This window comes from Angustibacter sp. Root456 (assembly GCF_001426435.1).
Classification (GTDB): Bacteria; Actinomycetota; Actinomycetes; order Actinomycetales; family Angustibacteraceae; genus Angustibacter.
The window spans coordinates 1-14,779 of record NZ_LMER01000014.1 but is presented as its reverse complement, the minus strand read 5'-3'; the positions used below and the strand labels follow the sequence as shown (position 1 = coordinate 14,779).

Annotated in this window: 16 protein-coding genes and 1 riboswitch; of the genes, 11 read left to right on the top strand and 5 right to left on the bottom strand. The window is 70.9% G+C overall.

All coding sequences use genetic code 11. From position 1 onward, the window contains the following. A partial coding sequence (locus ASD06_RS05230; protein WP_235502226.1) for an NUDIX domain-containing protein occupies nucleotides 1-769 on the top strand: 769 nt, incomplete at its 5' end. 28 nt (nucleotides 770-797) lie between these two features. On the opposite strand, the gene ASD06_RS05225 is transcribed toward ASD06_RS05230, so the two are convergent. The 5 genes from ASD06_RS05225 to ASD06_RS05205 form a co-directional block, all read right to left on the bottom strand. Beyond that, a complete protein-coding gene (locus ASD06_RS05225) occupies nucleotides 798-1,892 on the bottom strand; it encodes a homoserine O-acetyltransferase (protein ID WP_235502225.1) in 1,095 nt (364 codons plus the stop codon). Between the two features lie 31 nt (nucleotides 1,893-1,923). Beyond that, nucleotides 1,924-3,240, bottom strand: coding sequence for a bifunctional o-acetylhomoserine/o-acetylserine sulfhydrylase (locus ASD06_RS05220; protein WP_056674231.1), 1,317 nt, complete (start codon nucleotides 3,238-3,240; stop codon nucleotides 1,924-1,926). A 221-nt stretch (nucleotides 3,241-3,461) separates the two neighbouring features. Further along, nucleotides 3,462-3,575: riboswitch (SAM riboswitch) on the bottom strand. Nucleotides 3,576-3,621: 46 nt separating this feature from the next. Then, nucleotides 3,622-4,767, bottom strand: a complete 1,146-nt coding sequence (locus tag ASD06_RS05215) for a DUF4192 domain-containing protein (RefSeq protein ID WP_157371538.1) — start codon at nucleotides 4,765-4,767, stop codon at nucleotides 3,622-3,624. Between the two features lie 143 nt (nucleotides 4,768-4,910). Further along, a complete protein-coding gene (locus ASD06_RS05210; RefSeq protein WP_056674225.1) occupies nucleotides 4,911-5,288 on the bottom strand; it encodes a YkvA family protein in 378 nt (125 codons plus the stop codon). Nucleotides 5,289-5,366: 78 nt separating this feature from the next. Further along, on the bottom strand, nucleotides 5,367-6,023 hold the full coding sequence (locus tag ASD06_RS05205; protein WP_200941897.1) for an EcsC family protein: 657 nt from the start codon (nucleotides 6,021-6,023) through the stop codon (nucleotides 5,367-5,369). Between the two features lie 165 nt (nucleotides 6,024-6,188). Here ASD06_RS05205 and ASD06_RS05200 point away from each other — a divergent pair, with 165 nt between their 5' ends. From ASD06_RS05200 to ASD06_RS19570, 10 genes are all read left to right on the top strand, one after another. Next, nucleotides 6,189-7,784 (top strand): ATP-dependent DNA ligase, encoded by a 1,596-nt coding sequence (locus tag ASD06_RS05200; protein WP_369853687.1) that lies wholly within the window; start codon nucleotides 6,189-6,191, stop codon nucleotides 7,782-7,784. A gap of 108 nt (nucleotides 7,785-7,892) precedes the next feature. Next, nucleotides 7,893-8,795, top strand: a complete 903-nt coding sequence (locus ASD06_RS05195; RefSeq protein ID WP_056674221.1) for a sulfurtransferase — start codon at nucleotides 7,893-7,895, stop codon at nucleotides 8,793-8,795. Between the two features lie 2 nt (nucleotides 8,796-8,797). Beyond that, nucleotides 8,798-9,244: a SufE family protein gene (locus ASD06_RS05190; protein ID WP_235502224.1), complete on the top strand. Its 447-nt coding sequence runs from the start codon at nucleotides 8,798-8,800 to the stop codon at nucleotides 9,242-9,244. A gap of 220 nt (nucleotides 9,245-9,464) precedes the next feature. Next, entirely contained in the window at nucleotides 9,465-10,946 is a 1,482-nt protein-coding gene (locus ASD06_RS05185; protein ID WP_082537731.1) for a recombinase family protein, read from the top strand. A gap of 104 nt (nucleotides 10,947-11,050) precedes the next feature. Further along, on the top strand, nucleotides 11,051-11,581 hold the full coding sequence (locus tag ASD06_RS18790) for a hypothetical protein (RefSeq protein WP_157371537.1): 531 nt from the start codon (nucleotides 11,051-11,053) through the stop codon (nucleotides 11,579-11,581). 129 nt (nucleotides 11,582-11,710) lie between these two features. Continuing rightward, nucleotides 11,711-11,911, top strand: coding sequence for a helix-turn-helix domain-containing protein (locus ASD06_RS05175; RefSeq protein ID WP_056674211.1), 201 nt, complete (start codon nucleotides 11,711-11,713; stop codon nucleotides 11,909-11,911). A 520-nt stretch (nucleotides 11,912-12,431) separates the two neighbouring features. Further along, nucleotides 12,432-13,499, top strand: coding sequence for a hypothetical protein (locus tag ASD06_RS05170; RefSeq protein WP_056674209.1), 1,068 nt, complete (start codon nucleotides 12,432-12,434; stop codon nucleotides 13,497-13,499). A gap of 210 nt (nucleotides 13,500-13,709) precedes the next feature. After that, nucleotides 13,710-13,910: a hypothetical protein gene (locus ASD06_RS05165; protein ID WP_056674206.1), complete on the top strand. Its 201-nt coding sequence runs from the start codon at nucleotides 13,710-13,712 to the stop codon at nucleotides 13,908-13,910. A 196-nt stretch (nucleotides 13,911-14,106) separates the two neighbouring features. Next, a complete protein-coding gene (locus tag ASD06_RS18785) occupies nucleotides 14,107-14,265 on the top strand; it encodes a hypothetical protein (RefSeq protein WP_157371536.1) in 159 nt (52 codons plus the stop codon). Between the two features lie 16 nt (nucleotides 14,266-14,281). After that, a partial coding sequence (locus ASD06_RS19570; protein WP_235502222.1) for a helix-turn-helix domain-containing protein occupies nucleotides 14,282-14,779 on the top strand: 498 nt, incomplete at its 3' end.

Genomic DNA, 14,779 nt, shown 5'->3' with positions numbered 1-14,779 from the left:
CCCGCCGCAGCACGTCCTGCGCGCGGCGATGTGGCAGGCGGCGCGCTACGGCCTGGAAGGTGGGCTACTCGATCCCACAGCGGCTCGCACGGTCGCAGCCGACGACGTCGTCGACGCGCTCGTGCGACACGCCGAGCCGGGCCTGGAGCGCACCGGCGACGCGGACCTGGTGCGCCAGGGCCTGCAGCGGCTGCGGCGGGACGGCAACGGGGCGATGCGGCAACGACGCGCCTTCACCAGGGCCGGCTGGCCCGGCGTGCTCGACGTCGTGCGCGTCGACCCGCACGCCGCGCTGGCTCGCCCGACGACCGGTGACGGCAACGGCTGGGTGCAGTGCGCCTGTGGCGGCAAGCACTGGGGACGCCACGGGGCGGCGGGACTGCTCGCGCGACGGCCGGGCGACCGCGGGCCGCAGGTGCTGCTGCAGCTGCGCGCCCCCTGGACCCACGAGGGCGGAACGTGGGGACTGCCGGGCGGCGCCCGCGACAGCCACGAGACCGTCGTCGAGGCCGCGACCCGCGAGGCGCGTGAGGAGACCCGCCTCGACGTCTCCGCACTCGTGGAGCTGGCCCGCCACGTCGACGACCACGGGCCGTGGTCGTACACCTACGTGGTGGTCGAGGCACCGGCCGGCACCCGCGCGAGCGTCGCGAACCCGGAGTCCGACGCGGTCGAGTGGGTCGACCTCGACCGGGTCGAGCAGCTGCCGCTGCACCCCGCGCTGGCGGTGCGCTGGCCCGTGCTGCGCAGCCTGCTCGAGCCGCGCTGACCTGGCCGGCGCCCGTCGGGTTCGCTCGTCAGCGGCAGCGAACGTCGGCTGGCAGCGCCTCGCGCACGAGCTCGCCCACCTGGGCGGTCTCGATCAGGAACCCGTCGTGGCCGTACGGCGAGTGGATGGTGCGCAGCGGCCGCGCGGTCGGTGCGGCCGCCACGATCTCCTGCGACAGCCGTGGCGGGTACAGCCGGTCGGTGTCGACCGCCGCCACGACCAGGTCGCACGTGACGCGCGCCAGTGCTGCGGTGGCACCACCGCGGCCGCGTCCCACGTCGTGCGAGCTCATCGCCTCGGTGAGCACCACGTACGAACCGGCGTCGAACCGGCGCGCGAGCTTGGCGGCGTGGTGGTCGAGATAGCTCTCGACCGCGTAGCGCCCGGACCCGCCGATCGGCTGCTCCTCCCCCTGCGCAGAGCGGCCGAAACGGTCGGCCAGCTCCTGCTCGCTGCGGTAGGTCACGTGCGCGATGCGGCGGGCGATGCCGAGCCCAGTCTGCGGCCCCGGGCCGTCGGCGTGGTGGTAGTCGCCTCCTGCCCAGTGCGGGTCGCTGCGGATGGCGAGCAGCTGCGGTTGGCACCAGGCGATCTGCTCGGCGCTCGCTGCGGCCGCCGACGCCAGCACCACCGCCGACCGCAGTCGCTGCGGGTGGGTCACCGCCCACTCGAGCACGCGCATGCCACCCATCGAGCCACCGATGACGCTCGCCCAGCTCTCGATGCCCAGCTGGTCGGCGAGCCGCACCTCGGCCTCGACCTGGTCGCGCACCGTGATGAACGGGAAACGCGAACCCCACGCCCGACCGTCCGGCGCCGCGGACGACGGCCCCGTGGTGCCCTGGCATCCGCCCAGGACGTTCGGCGCCACCACGAACCAGCGGTCGGTGTCGAGGGGGCGGCCCGGACCGACGAGCGCGTCCCACCAGCCCGGCGTCGGGTGGCCGGGGCCGGCCGGGCCAGCCACGTGGCTGTCACCGGTGAGCGCGTGCAGCACCAACACCGCGTTGTCGCGCGCCGCGTTCAGCGTGCCCCAGGTCTCGTACGCCACCTCGACGTCCGGCAGGGCGCCACGTGCCTCGAGCGTGATGGTGCCGACGCCGACGGTGCGTCGTCGACCCACGGGGTCGCCTGCTCGCCAGCCGGGCACCTGCTCAGGCCTCCTTGGCTGCGCGAAAGCCCGCCTCGAGGTCGGCCAGGATGTCGTCGATGTGCTCCAGGCCCACGGCCAGGCGCACCAGACCCGGCGTGACACCGCTCGCGCGCTGCTCGTCCGGCGACAGCTGGCTGTGCGTCGTCGAGGCCGGGTGGATGACCAGGCTGCGCACGTCGCCGATGTTGGCGACGTGGCTGTGCAGCTCGAGCGCCTCGACGAACCGTTGACCGGCCGCGGCGCCGCCCTTGATCTCGAAGGCGAGCACGGCGCCGACACCCTGCGGGGCGTACTTGCGTCCACGCTCGTACCAGGGGCTGTTCGGCAGGCCCGCGTACGCGACGCTCTCGACCTCGTCGCGTCCTTCGAGCCAGCGGGCCACGGCCTGCGCGTTCTGGACGTGCCGTTCGACCCGCAGGCTGAGCGTCTCGACGCCCTGCGCGATGAGGAACGCGTTGAACGGCGAGACCGCCGCACCTAGGTCGCGCAGCAACTGCACCCGGGCCTTGAGGATGAAGGCGAGGTTCGCACCCAGCGGGCTGCCCACGCCGAGGTCGCGGGCGTAGACCAGACCGTGGTAGCTCGGGTCGGGCTGGTTGTAGTTGGGGAACCGGTCGGGGTACGCGGCGTAGTCGAAGCGGCCGCCGTCGACGATGACGCCGGCGATCGACGTCCCGTGGCCACCGAGGTACTTGGTGGCCGAGTGGATGACGACGTCGGCACCCCACTCCAGCGGCCGGATCAGGTAGGGCGTGGCGATCGTGTTGTCGACGACGAGTGGCACACCGAACTCGTGCGCCACTGCGGCGACCCCCTCGATGTCGAGGACGTCGGACCTCGGGTTCGACACCGTCTCGGCGAAGAACACCTTGGTGTTCGGCCGGATCGCAGCCTTCCAGGAGTCGAGGTCGTCGGGGTTCTCGACGAACGTCGTCTCGATGCCGAGCTTGGGGAACGTGTAGTGCAGGAGGTTGTACGTGCCGCCGTACAGGCTGGGGCTGGCCACCACGTGGTCGCCCGCCTCGGCGACGTTCAGCAGGGCGAGCGTCTCGGCGGACTGTCCGCTGGCCACCAGCAGGGCTCCGACGCCACCCTCGAGGCTGGCGATGCGCTGCTCCACCGCGTCGGTCGTGGGGTTCATCAGCCGCGTGTAGATGTTGCCGAACTCCTTGAGCCCGAACAGATTCGCGGCGTGCTCGCTGTTCTTGAAGACGTAGGACGTCGTCTGGTAGATCGGCAGTGCCCGCGCCCCCGTGGTGGGGTCCGCGGCCTGGCCGGCGTGGATCTGTCGGGTCTCGAAGGACCAACCGTTGCTCATGGTGTCTCCTGGGATCGGGCGCGCACGAGGGCGCCCGGTGGCTGCGGGCAGGTGCGAGGACGAACGAGGGTGCAGTCGCTCAGCCGGCGCGACGAATCGCGGGTGGAGGCGCGGGGCGGTCAGCCCCGGCGCGACCGGTGGATGGGTGAGCGACGGTCGAGGTCAGCGACGCATTCGACAGGTCACGGAGGGCTCCCAAGGTTCTGGGCCCGTCGGTGACGGACCCGCGCTTGCCCACACCTGCTGGTGTCGGCCAGGTCATCACCCGGGGCACCCCACCGCGGTTGGAGGGTTGCCGGCCAGCGAGCCGGGGCTTCGCGCTGGCACTCATGACCTGCGTCGAAAGTACCAGCGAGTGCCTCGCACGCCCAGCACGCGGGATCAGTCTCTCAGCATCCGAGACGCCGAGGCCTCCTCGCTCGGCCGCTCTCCCGCGCCGAACCGCCGAGTCGTCTGGACCCAGGCCGGTGGGATCGCTGCTCGCAGCAACTGCGCCAGGAGCACCGCCAGGCGGTAGTCGGGGTCGAGCGAGAGCGCCCGCTCCACGGCGGCGTTGGCGAGGGCGCCTTCGCCGGCGCCCCAGTACTGGGCGGCCAGCAACGTCAGCGGTGCGACCGCGAGCTGGCCGTCGGACATCACGGCGAGCTCGCGCAGCACCCTCGTGACCGGGTCGTCCTCGTGGTGCTCCGGTCGGCGGGGAGGGTGACTCCCGCCGCGACCCTCCGGCAGCCCCTCGAGCCAGGCTGAGCAGCGTTCGCAGAGCGCGTCGCGCAGCCCGATGTCGAGCATCCCGGCGACCAGCAGACCCGCTTCGTCGGCGTCCAGACGCAGGCTCGCGTCACCGCGGCTGCGGCTCACCGCGGCATCGAACAGGCCGGTCACCTCGCTCACCCACGCCCGCACGCCCTCCACCCCGCCGTCCTCGAGCGCAGCGCGCCGGGCCAGCTCGCGCTCGGCGACGCTCGCCACCGCTGCCGTGGTGAGGGGGCCGCGTGGCGCGACCCGGCTGACCAGGTCGTCGCGATCGGCGAGCGGCGCGCGGCCCTGCAGCACGAGCGTCGCCGCGGCCTGGGTCGATCGCACATCACTCACCGGCGTCCCGGCCTCCGGGCAGCACCTGGCCGACCGGCAGGTCATCGACCAGAAGCGCTCCCGGCCGACGTACACCGCCTCCTTGACCGGCACGCCGTCCTCGGCGAACCGCTGCTCGACCGCGTCGACCAGCACCTGACCGGGACGCAGCCGCGGCTGCCAGGGCGTGTCGTCGTAGACCAGCAGCGCCACCTGGCTCGGCTCGTCGCGCAGCACGCACGGCACCACCTCGGTGGCGAACTCCTCGGCCGCCGTCGTGCCGTCCGGCAGGTCGAAGCGGGCGGCCAGACCGCACCGCAGTCGAGGACCACGCAACGACAGGACGACGAGGCTGCGCCGGGGATGAAAGCCGAGGAGATAGGGCACGAGCGAGACGAGGTCACCCGGGCCGCTCACGGTGAGGACGGGCTGACTGGCAGAGGGGGAGGTGGTCATGGCGACCACTGTGGCCAGTGCCCACGACCGTGCGTCGGTGCCGGCGCCGGCACTGTGGACCGCCCGGCCCCTGTGGACGACGGCCTGTGGAGGACGAGCGGTGGTCCACAGGCCACGATGAGCGACTTGCGCCGCTCACCGGGTCAGCGCACGACCTGCCCGGGGACGACGTGCGGTCGCCGGCCGGCGGGCTCCGAACGCTCCCAACACAAGAACGCCTCGGTCTCGGCGAGCACGCGGCCAGCCACCCACGTGACGACGAACGCGTCGTCCGCGAGCCCGATCAGGGGGATGATCGCCTCGGGCACCAGGTCGACCGGCGACACCGCGTAGAGCACGCCGAGCGCCAGCAACCCGAGCTGACCGCGGGTCGTACCGCGGTAGCGGCCGGTCAGGGTCGCCACGACGAGCCGGGGCAGCGCGGCGAGGCGCTCACCGACCCCGGGCGCGCCATCGCGTCCGGCGCCCCGCAGGGCGCGGGCCAGCGCGACGAACGCCGTGGTCTTGCGCCACCGGGCCATGACTTCGCTCCTCACTCCCCGCCACCACGGCGGGGTCACCGTGCGCTTGGACGTTCCAGCGTCGCGCCAGGTTCCCGCTCAGCGGGCCGTGACCGCCTGCGGGAACTCGCGGCGGCCGCTCTCCGCGATCCGCCGCATGAGGTAGAGGTCGACGCCGGCGCCGACGACGCCACCGACCACGGGCACGCCCTTGCCGAAGCGCGAGAGGGCCGACTTGCCCACCTGGCTGACCAGACGGAAACCGATCCCCTTGTTGATCACCATGATCGCCGGCCCGGGCAGCCGCTGAGCCGCGAGGCTGGCCAGTCGCCCGCTCGTGCGGACGCCCGCCTTCGCGAGCAGGTCAGCGGCGTCCGCGCCCACCAAGGTGAGCATGACGGCCTCGCGCACGCCGGTCTGGCGCAGGTCGTAGCCGCGCAGGCTCGCGACCGACCCCACCATGCGCGTCGCCACCGCGTAGAAGCCCAGGATGTTGGCGGGCAGCGCGACCGGCAGGGTGACGAAACCACCGAGGCCGGTGACGAACCCACCGGCCGCCGCGAGCCGCAGGTGCGAGCGCACGACGGCGTCCACCGAACGCTCGGTGTCGCCGTGGTCGCTACGCGCCGAGTCGGCCACCTTCTGTGCCGAGTCGAACGGGCCACGACCGTCCAGGCCGACGTCGAGCAGCTGCTCGACGACCTTGCCGGCGTGGGCGGCCAGACCCTGGGGGTCGTCCTGACGTGCGTCGGGCACTGTTCCTCCTCGGTCGGCGTCCAGAGCCGCGGCAGCCGCTCCGGGTGTCGTAGCCACTGATCCTGCCTCGCCGTTCCGGCCACCGCACGGCGACGGGCCGGGGTCGAGGAGAAGCGAGGGCGCAGTGGGGGCTGTCGGTGGCGGCTGTCGGTGGCGGCGGACAGCATGAGGGGCGTGCTGCTCCAAGAGGTCGCCACCGCCAGCGCCGACGTCCGCTCGACCGGCGGGCGCCGTGCCAAGGTCGCGCGGCTCGCCGCGTGCCTGCGTGATGCGGCGGCCACGGGTGACGCGCACCTGGTCGCAGTGGTGTTCAGCTACCTCACCGGAGTTCTGCCACAACGACGCACCGGGCTGGGTCCGGCGGCGCTGCGTGAGGCGCCGCGGCCTTCGCCGGGCAGCGAGGCGGCGCTCACCGTGGAGCAGGTGGACGCCGCCTTCACCACGGCTGAGGCGCTCACCGGCGCGGGGTCGACCACCTCACGGCGCACGCTGCTGCACCAGCTGCTGGCCCACGCCACGGTGCAGGAGTGGCAGCTGCTCGCGGGGCTCGTCACCGGCGAGCTGCGTCAGGGGGCGCAGGAGGGCCTGCTGCTGGACGCACTGGCCGAGGCCGCCCAGGTGCCGGCACCGCTCGTGCGACGCGCGGTCACCGTGGCGGGTTCGGCGTCCGAGGTGGCCGTGGCTGCGCTCGTGGGCGACGCCGAGGCGCTGTCCCGGTTCACGCTGCGAGTGGGAACCCCGCTGGGCCCCATGCTCGCGCGGTCCGCTCCAGACGTCGCCACCGCCGTGCACCAGGTCAGTCCCGCCGCTGTGGAGTGGAAGCTCGACGGCAGCCGCGTGCAGGTGCACCGCGACGGTGACGACGTCCGCGTCTTCACCCGCAGCCTCGACGACATCACCTCGCGCGTGCCGGAGGTCGTCCAGGCCGCACTGCAGCTGCCCGTGCGGTCGGTGGTGCTCGACGGCGAGGCCATCGCCCTGCGCCCCGACGGACGGCCCCGGCCCTTCCAGCAGACGTCGGCGCGCGTAGCGGTGCAGGACGCCACGCGGGCCGAGCAGGCCGTACGCCAGTGGCCGCTCACGACGTACCTCTTCGACGTCCTGCACCTCGACGGTGACGACCTCACGGTGCAGCCCCTTCGCCTGCGACGCCAGGCCCTCGAGCGCTTCGCTCCCCCGCACCTCGTGGTTCCGCACTTGGTGGTCGACGACGGCGACGGCGCGTCAGCGAGCACGCGCACCGCCCAGGAGTTCGCTGACGACGCGATCGCGCGCGGCCACGAGGGCGTGGTGGTGAAGGCGCTCGACGCGCCGTACGAGATGGGGCGGCGCGGCGCCGGGTGGGTGAAGGTCAAGCCGGTGCACACGTTCGACCTCGTGGTGCTGGCCGCGGAGTGGGGCCACGGCCGGCGCACCGGCAAGCTGTCGAACCTGCACCTCGGCGCGCTCGACCCCGACGGCGACCACGGCCCTCCGGGCGGCCACGTCATGCTGGGCAAGACCTTCAAGGGCCTCACGGACGCGCTGCTCGCGTGGCAGACCGACGCCCTGCTGGCCTTGGCCGACGGGCCGACCGACGACTGGGTGGTGCCCGTGCGCCCGGAGCTGGTCGTCGAGGTGGCGATCGACGGCGTGCAGACCTCGTCGCGCTACCCGGCCGGCATCGCGCTGCGGTTCGCGCGCGTGGTGCGCTACCGCCCCGACAAGACGGCGCAGCAGGCCGACACCGTGGCGACGCTGCAGGCGCTGCTACCCCGATGACCGCGGCCCACGATGTGAGACTTCGCGTGCGGACTGGGATCATCGAGACGGCGACCGGTGTTGTCGCCCAGGACGACCACCGCTACCCCACCTCCGGAGGCCCCAGTCGTGACCGCCCCGCTCGACACCGACCCGAAGCTCGCCGAGTACGCCCACCCCGAGCGGCTGGTGACCACCGCCTGGCTCGCGGAGCACCTCGCCGACCCCGGCCTGGTCGTGGTGGAGTCCGACGAGGACGTCCTGCTGTACGACAGCGGTCACATCCCCGGCGCGGTCAAGGTCGACTGGCACACCGACCTCAACGACCCTGTCACCCGTGACTACGTCGACGGCGCCGGCTTCGCTCGCCTGATGAGTAGCCGAGGCATCTCCCGCGACACCACCGTCGTGATCTACGGCGACAAGAGCAACTGGTGGGCGGCGTACGCGCTGTGGGTGTTCACCCTCTTCGGCCACGAGGACGTGCGCCTGCTCGACGGCGGACGCGCCAAGTGGGTCGAGGAGGGCCGCGAGCTGACCCGCGAGGTGCCAGAGCGACCGACAGTCGACTACCCCGTCGTCGAGCGCGACGACGCCCCGATTCGTGCCTACAAGGACGACGTGCTGGCGCACCTGGGGCAGCCCCTGGTCGACGTCCGCTCCCCCGGTGAGTTCACCGGTGAGCTGCTGCACATGCCCGACTACCCGCAGGAGGGTGCGGTGCGCGGCGGCCACGTGCCGGGTGCCCACAACGTTCCGTGGGCGCGCGCGGCCGCCGACGACGCGACGTTCCGCCCGCGGGCGGAGCTGGAGTCGATCTACCTGACCGAGAAGGGGCTGTCGCCGTCCGACGACGTCATCGCCTACTGCCGCATCGGTGAGCGCTCGTCGCACACGTGGTTCGTCCTCACGCACCTGCTGGGCTTCGACCACGTTCGCAACTACGACGGCTCGTGGACCGAGTGGGGCAACGCCGTGCGCGTTCCCATCGAGGTCGGACCCGAGCGCGACGCCGGCACGCAAGGGGCCTGAGCGTGGTGGACGAGCTCGCCCCCCTGCCCGAGTCGTTCGCCGAGCTCGTGCGCGACTTCTCCGAGGCGTCGTCGGCCGAGCGGCTGCAGCTGCTGCTCGAGCTGAACGACGAGCTGCCCGGGCTGCCTGAGCGGTACGCCGGACGGCTCGATGAGATGGAGCAGGTGCACGAGTGCCAGTCCCCGCTCTTCCTCGCCGTGGAGGTCGACGCAGACGACGTCGTGCACGTCTTCTTCGACGCCCCGCGTGAGGCGCCGACCACCCGCGGGTTCGCCGGCATCCTGCACGAGGGTCTCGACGGCCTGACGGCGGCCGAGGTGCTGGCCGTGCCCGATGACGCGCCGTACCGCTTCGGCCTGGCCGAGGCGGTCAGCCCGCTGCGCATGCGCGGCATGGTCGCGATGCTGTCGCGCATCAAGCGTCAGGTGCGCGAGCAGACCGCGGCCTGAGGCCCCCGCCCAGGGTCAGCAGGGGTCGACAGGGGTCAGCAGGGGTCAGCGCAGCGACATCACCGGCTCGCCGCGTGACGTCAGCCCCTGTCCCGTGCGCACGCACGTGCCGCCCCGGACGGCGCCACCGGCGTAGGCCTGACGCACGCAGCTGCGGGTGGCGAGCTGGGCCCAGTAGTTGGGGTGCCCGCGCTTTCAGTGTGGGAGTATCTTGCTCGCCATGCCCAGGACCACGAAGCCCAGCGCCAGCTCTGCCAGCTCCAGCAAGCGAGCTGTGCTCTACCTCCGCATGAGCCAGGACCGCACCGGCGAAGGTGCAGGGCTGGAGCGCCAGGAGGAAGCCTGCCGAGCTCTCGCGCTAGCTCGCGGCTGGGAAGTGGTGGGCGTCCGTCAGGACACCGTAAGCGCGTCCACTGTGAAGGCCAGCCAGCGGCCAGGCTGGAGCCAGGTGCTCGGGCTCGTGGAGGCTGGCGAGGTAGACGTGGTGCTCACCTGGCACCTAGACCGCATCACTCGCACGATGACGGACCTAGAGGAGCTGATCCTGCTTGCCGTGGACAAGGGCGTGGGCATCGCCACCGCCACGGGCGACATCGACCTGACCACGGACTCAGGCCGCATGGTCGCTCGCATCCTCGCCGCAGTCGCTCGCCAGGAGGTAGAGCGCAAGGCTGAGCGCCAGCGGCTCGCCGCTCAACAGCGAGCCAAGGCAGGCCGTCCCCAGTGGTCTACGAGGCCTTTCGGCTACGAGCGCGACGGCTCTCCCAGGGAGCCTGAGGCTGCCGTGGTGAGAAAGGCGTACGCCGATGTGCTCGACGGTCGCTCGCTCGCATCGGTGACAGCGGACTTCAACGCATCGGGCTTCACCACCACGAAGGCTGGACAGTCCCGAGCTGACGGCTCCACCTACTCCGGCGAGTGGGACACACCTACGGTGCGGCACATCTTGCTCAACCCCCGTAACGCTGGGATCAGCGCGTACCGGGGTGAGGAGGTAGGCCCTGGCTCGTGGGAGCCGCTCGTGCCAGAGCAGACGTACCGAGCCGTGGTGCACGTCCTCACCAGCCCTTCTCGCCGCAAGGCTGGAGGCTTCGCTGCCGACGTGAACCTACTGACGGGCTTCGCCACCTGTGGCCGTTGCGGTGCCGGGGTGAAGGCTGGCTGGCGCGGTGGGCGCAAGGGAGACGATGGCGCGTATCTCGTCTACACCTGCCGCCGCTCCGGCTGCGTCTCGCACCAGGCGGACTTCGTGGAGTCGCTCGTGCTGCGGCGAGTGGTGGAGGCTCTGGAGGAGCCGAGCTTCTGGCTGCGGTGGCTGGCGCCAGCGTCTGAGGCTGGCGACCCTGCGGCCCTGCGAGCTGAGGAGCACGGCCTGCACGAGCGGCTGGAGGCTCTCGCCACTGACTACGCGGACGGGCTGCTGTCTCGCTCGCAGATGCAGGCTGGCACCGCTCGGCTGCGCGAGCGGCTGGAGGAGGTCGAGCGCGAGATGGGTCTACTCGGACGTACCGACGTGCTGGCCGGGCTGCGAGATACCGAGTACGTCTGGCAGGAGCTTGACGCCATGCCGACAGATCGGTTGCGCGCGGTCGTCGAGTCGGTGATCGAGTCGGTTCGGCTACTTCCAAGAGGAAGGGGACGACGCAAGCCAAGTGCCACTCAGCTTGACATCACCCTCCGAGCGACTGGGAGCGAACGGTGAACCGACCTTTCCGGAGTCGACAGCCTGCCGATCCTGTGATGCGAGCCGACGTTGAAAAGTCAGTCCGGCGGCCTACGGGCGGAGAGGCGGCGCAACCCGATCGGGTGGAACGCATCATGCGGAGAGTCCAAATCGCGCTTGATGAGCGTCCGACCCAACGTTCCAACAACACACGCGGCGGGCACGTCATCGTCGGCGAGCTCGCCGATCCACAGCGCAACCGCGACTCTCATTGGTTCTGGCTCGGCGCCCACGAGGCCGACGGCAGGGCCGTGGTCCAAATCCAAAGGAAGAAGCGACAGGTGCGACGAGTGCTCTGGACCATCTTCCGCAACAGCCCGTCGGTAGAGAAGGTGATCAAGGGAACGTGCGAGGCACAGAGCTGCGTCAATCCTTGGCACGCCGTCATGGTCAAGAGGGGTTCTTGGCAGGTCGACCCAGATCGGCTGGCCGAGGAGCAGCGGCAGATTGCGCGTCTCATCGAGTCCAGGAACCTCAGCGTCCGGGAACAGGATCGGCTGGCCGAGGAAACCGGCCTGCCCATGAGGCTGGCAGCGGTCGGTCGAGTGCTCTCCGCATGGGACGACGCAGACAAGGACGCTAAGGGACGTTTGTTGAGGTCAGGCCATCAGTGAAGCCTATCTATAGGTGAGCAGATGTAGTCAGCTCACGCTTGACGACTCTGCTGCTTAACCCAGCCGAGGGCCAGTCCGCACGGACTGGCCCTTTGTCATGCCCGGTTGAGGGCAGAACAGGAGCAGTCGATGATCATGATCGAGGGAACCAACTACATGACGGTGCGCGAGCTGGCGCACCTGCACGGCGTCACTGTCGGCACCGCTCGCAACTGGCGGGCTGAGGGACGAGAGCCAGTCGAGGGGCTCAAGCTCGGGCACTCGGTGCTCTACCGAGAGGCGGACGTGCTCAAGGACATCGCCAGCAACGGGCGACGGGCTCGCCAGTGAGAGCAGCAACACTGGAGCGCCTCGAACTAGAGGCTCCGGCGAGAGGCAAGCCCACGACACACGGGGCCTGCGGCCAGTGGTGGCGACAGGTGGGCAACCGGACAGGCCACTGCTCAGGCTGCCACCGCACCTTCGCCAGCGGGCAAGCCTTCGACCGGCACCAGCGGATCAGTGAGGGTCGGTCGGTCTGCTCTGATCCTTTCGAGCTGACTGGTGCCGATGGACGGCCTCTCTACGCGAGCGCATCCGATGGGCTGGCGATCGTCTGGCGCATCGACCGGGACACCCCCTGAGAGGGGTGTGGGACTGGGGTTCGGGGGTCATCTGGCCTTCACAGGTACAGACACCCCAGCAAGGCCATTGAGGGCCTCAGACCACGCCCCACACACCTCTGACAGCACTACCTACCCAAGCCCTGCTCTGGACCTACCGGAGCGGGGCTTTCTCATGCCCGCAGCAGGGCACACAGGCCCCGGCAGAGAGCTGGGGCATCCATCACAGCAAAGGAGCACTACCACCAATGAGCACCACCGCAAGCCGTACCCGCAAGGCTTCGACCACCACCGAGGAGTCGGCCCTGGCTGACGCCAAGGCCCTGCACGCCCAGCGTGTCGAGGAGCAGGAGCGAGCCGAGCGTGAGGCGGAGAACCTGCGTGATCGTCTGTCCGCTGGCGACGAGAGCGTGACTGCCGAGGAGCTGAGCCGAGCTGACCGTGAGGTGGAGCGGACTGCTCTACTCGCGAAGGCAGCCAGGCGCCAGGTGCAGACCGCCGAGCGTCGCCAGAGCTTCACCCCCGACCTCGCCGAGATGCTCGCTCCGACGCTGAGCGAGGCGCTGGGCGTGCCGGTGCACGTCTGCGAGAAGCTGCCCTCCGAGCTGCCGGACAGCGACAGCCTGCCGGTGGCCTACGTTCACCAGCCGAAGGCAAGCAAGGCCGACGTGCACGATGGCACCGTGGCCGGTGCCGTGGAGGTGGCCTTCTACCGGACCAAGCTGCACCGCGAGGCTCGAACGGACGGGATCGAGGCCAAGCTCGCGCAGGCCCAGACCTTCGCCCGCGTGGACAGCATCGGCGAGTACGTCGAGAGCGGCGCCGTGGTGAGCGACCGCCTGCGTATCGACGTGCGCTCGGGCTTCCTCGCCGAGCCGGTCGTGGGATCGGTGCCGAGCTGGCGCGTCAGCCGCTTCGCCCAGACGGTTGCCGCCGAGGCTGCCCAGGACCGCTTCATCTCGCGAGCTGAGGCTGGCGTCCGCATGGGCCACAACGGCGACGCGAGTGCGACGCTCGCCAGCATCCGCGGATACGTCGATAGCCAGCGGCTCGTGAACGTGCAGGAGGCCAGCGGCAAGCGCACCGCCGAAGTTGAGGTGACCTTCACTATCGCGGCTGTCGGCCCCCGGCGAGGTGAGTGGAGCGGCGAGGCTCTCACCAGCCAGGCTCGCGAGGCTGTCGAGCGCCAGGCTGGACGAGCTGCCGCTGGGCTGGGCCGCGTCGAGAGCGCAACCGTGGTGAGCATCGGCGCTGAGGCTCGACTGGCTCGCCAGGTCGTTGCCCGCTTCACGTTCTCCAGCCGCATCGAAGGCTGAACCTGCCGGGGTCTGACGGCCCACTAGACCCAGACGCCGGGGCCAGTGAGTTAGTCCGCCGAGCTCGCTGGCCCTGGCTGTCTGGCATCGACCACGAGGCCCTCGGACGGGGCCACCTAGCCCCTGTCGGCGCTCCTGCCGGTGGGGGCTTCTTCACGCCCGCATGAGGGCACACAGCACACGCACCAGCACGACGAAAGGGAAGCCCACATGAGCACTCAGTCACTCCTCGCCCTGGCACAGACCGGAGCCAGCCTCACCCTGCCCGAGCTTCGACGGCTCGCGGTCTACGAGTGGGTGCTGCTCGGGGGCTTCGACTGCCAGCCGGGGCACCAGCGGCCTTGGCTGTGGGCGGAGCGAGGAGAGCGCGAACAGATGCACGAGCAACGACGAAGGGAGAACCGACAGTGAGTGAAGTCTGGATCAAGGGGAAGCGGATCAAGCTGTGCCGAGACTGCGGCAAGTGGAAGGCCGGCTGGGACTTCAAGCGGCGGAGGAGTCAGCCGGGAGTGGTCTTGATGGACAGGTGCCGACCCTGCCACCGCGACTGGCTGGAGGGTGAGCGATCTCGACGGCGAGCTGATGCGCTAGCGAAGGGCAAGGGCCAGTGACGCCCGCTGACGTCGAGGCCGCTTTCGAGAGCTGGCGGCAGAGCGCGGGCCTGCCCGATGCCCAGACGCTCGCCGAGCTGGAGAGCCAGCTAGACGCCTGGCTAGACCAGGGCGACGAGCTCAACAACGGCGAGGAGGTGAGGGCCAGTGGCTAGGCCCAGACCGTTCAAGGTGGAGTGGGAGACAGCCCTGCTCCGTGGCTCGCGTCTGCCGCTGCCTGTCTGTGCGGTGCTGCTCGCCTTCGCCACCTACGCCGATGCGGACGGGACGAGCATCCGAGTCTCTCAGTCGAGGGTGGCTGAGGGGCTCGGTGCCACCGAGCGCACCGTGAGGAAGTGGCTGGGTGTCGGCAGGGATGCTGGATGGATCGAGCGCACACGCGAGAGCGTCGGCACCGGCAGCGCGGACCACTACCGGCTGACCATTCCAGAGCAGACCACCGGAACGAGCATTCCGGTACCCCCAGAGCCGACCACCGGAACGCTCGTTCCGGTACTAGGGGCTGACCACCGGAACGAACGTGCAGAGGTACCGGAACGAACGTGCACGACCACCGGAACAATCGTGCACGACCACCGGAACGATCGTTCCGCCTACCAACCCAGTTGTCAACGACGGGTGAAAACGGACCCCCTGGCGTCGTGTGAAAGTGGACCCCTCTCGTGGTGT

Coding starts and splice junctions, on each gene's coding strand:
- ASD06_RS05220 (WP_056674231.1), bottom strand. CDS start 3,240: ATGAGCAACGGTTGGTCCTTCGAGACCCGACAGATCCACGCCGGCCAG.
- ASD06_RS05215 (WP_157371538.1), bottom strand. CDS start 4,767: ATGACCACCTCCCCCTCTGCCAGTCAGCCCGTCCTCACCGTGAGCGGC.
- ASD06_RS05210 (WP_056674225.1), bottom strand. CDS start 5,288: ATGGCCCGGTGGCGCAAGACCACGGCGTTCGTCGCGCTGGCCCGCGCC.
- ASD06_RS05200 (WP_369853687.1), top strand. CDS start 6,189: ATGAGGGGCGTGCTGCTCCAAGAGGTCGCCACCGCCAGCGCCGACGTC.
- ASD06_RS05185 (WP_082537731.1), top strand. CDS start 9,465: ATGCCCAGGACCACGAAGCCCAGCGCCAGCTCTGCCAGCTCCAGCAAG.
- ASD06_RS05175 (WP_056674211.1), top strand. CDS start 11,711: ATGATCATGATCGAGGGAACCAACTACATGACGGTGCGCGAGCTGGCG.
- ASD06_RS05170 (WP_056674209.1), top strand. CDS start 12,432: ATGAGCACCACCGCAAGCCGTACCCGCAAGGCTTCGACCACCACCGAG.
- ASD06_RS05165 (WP_056674206.1), top strand. CDS start 13,710: ATGAGCACTCAGTCACTCCTCGCCCTGGCACAGACCGGAGCCAGCCTC.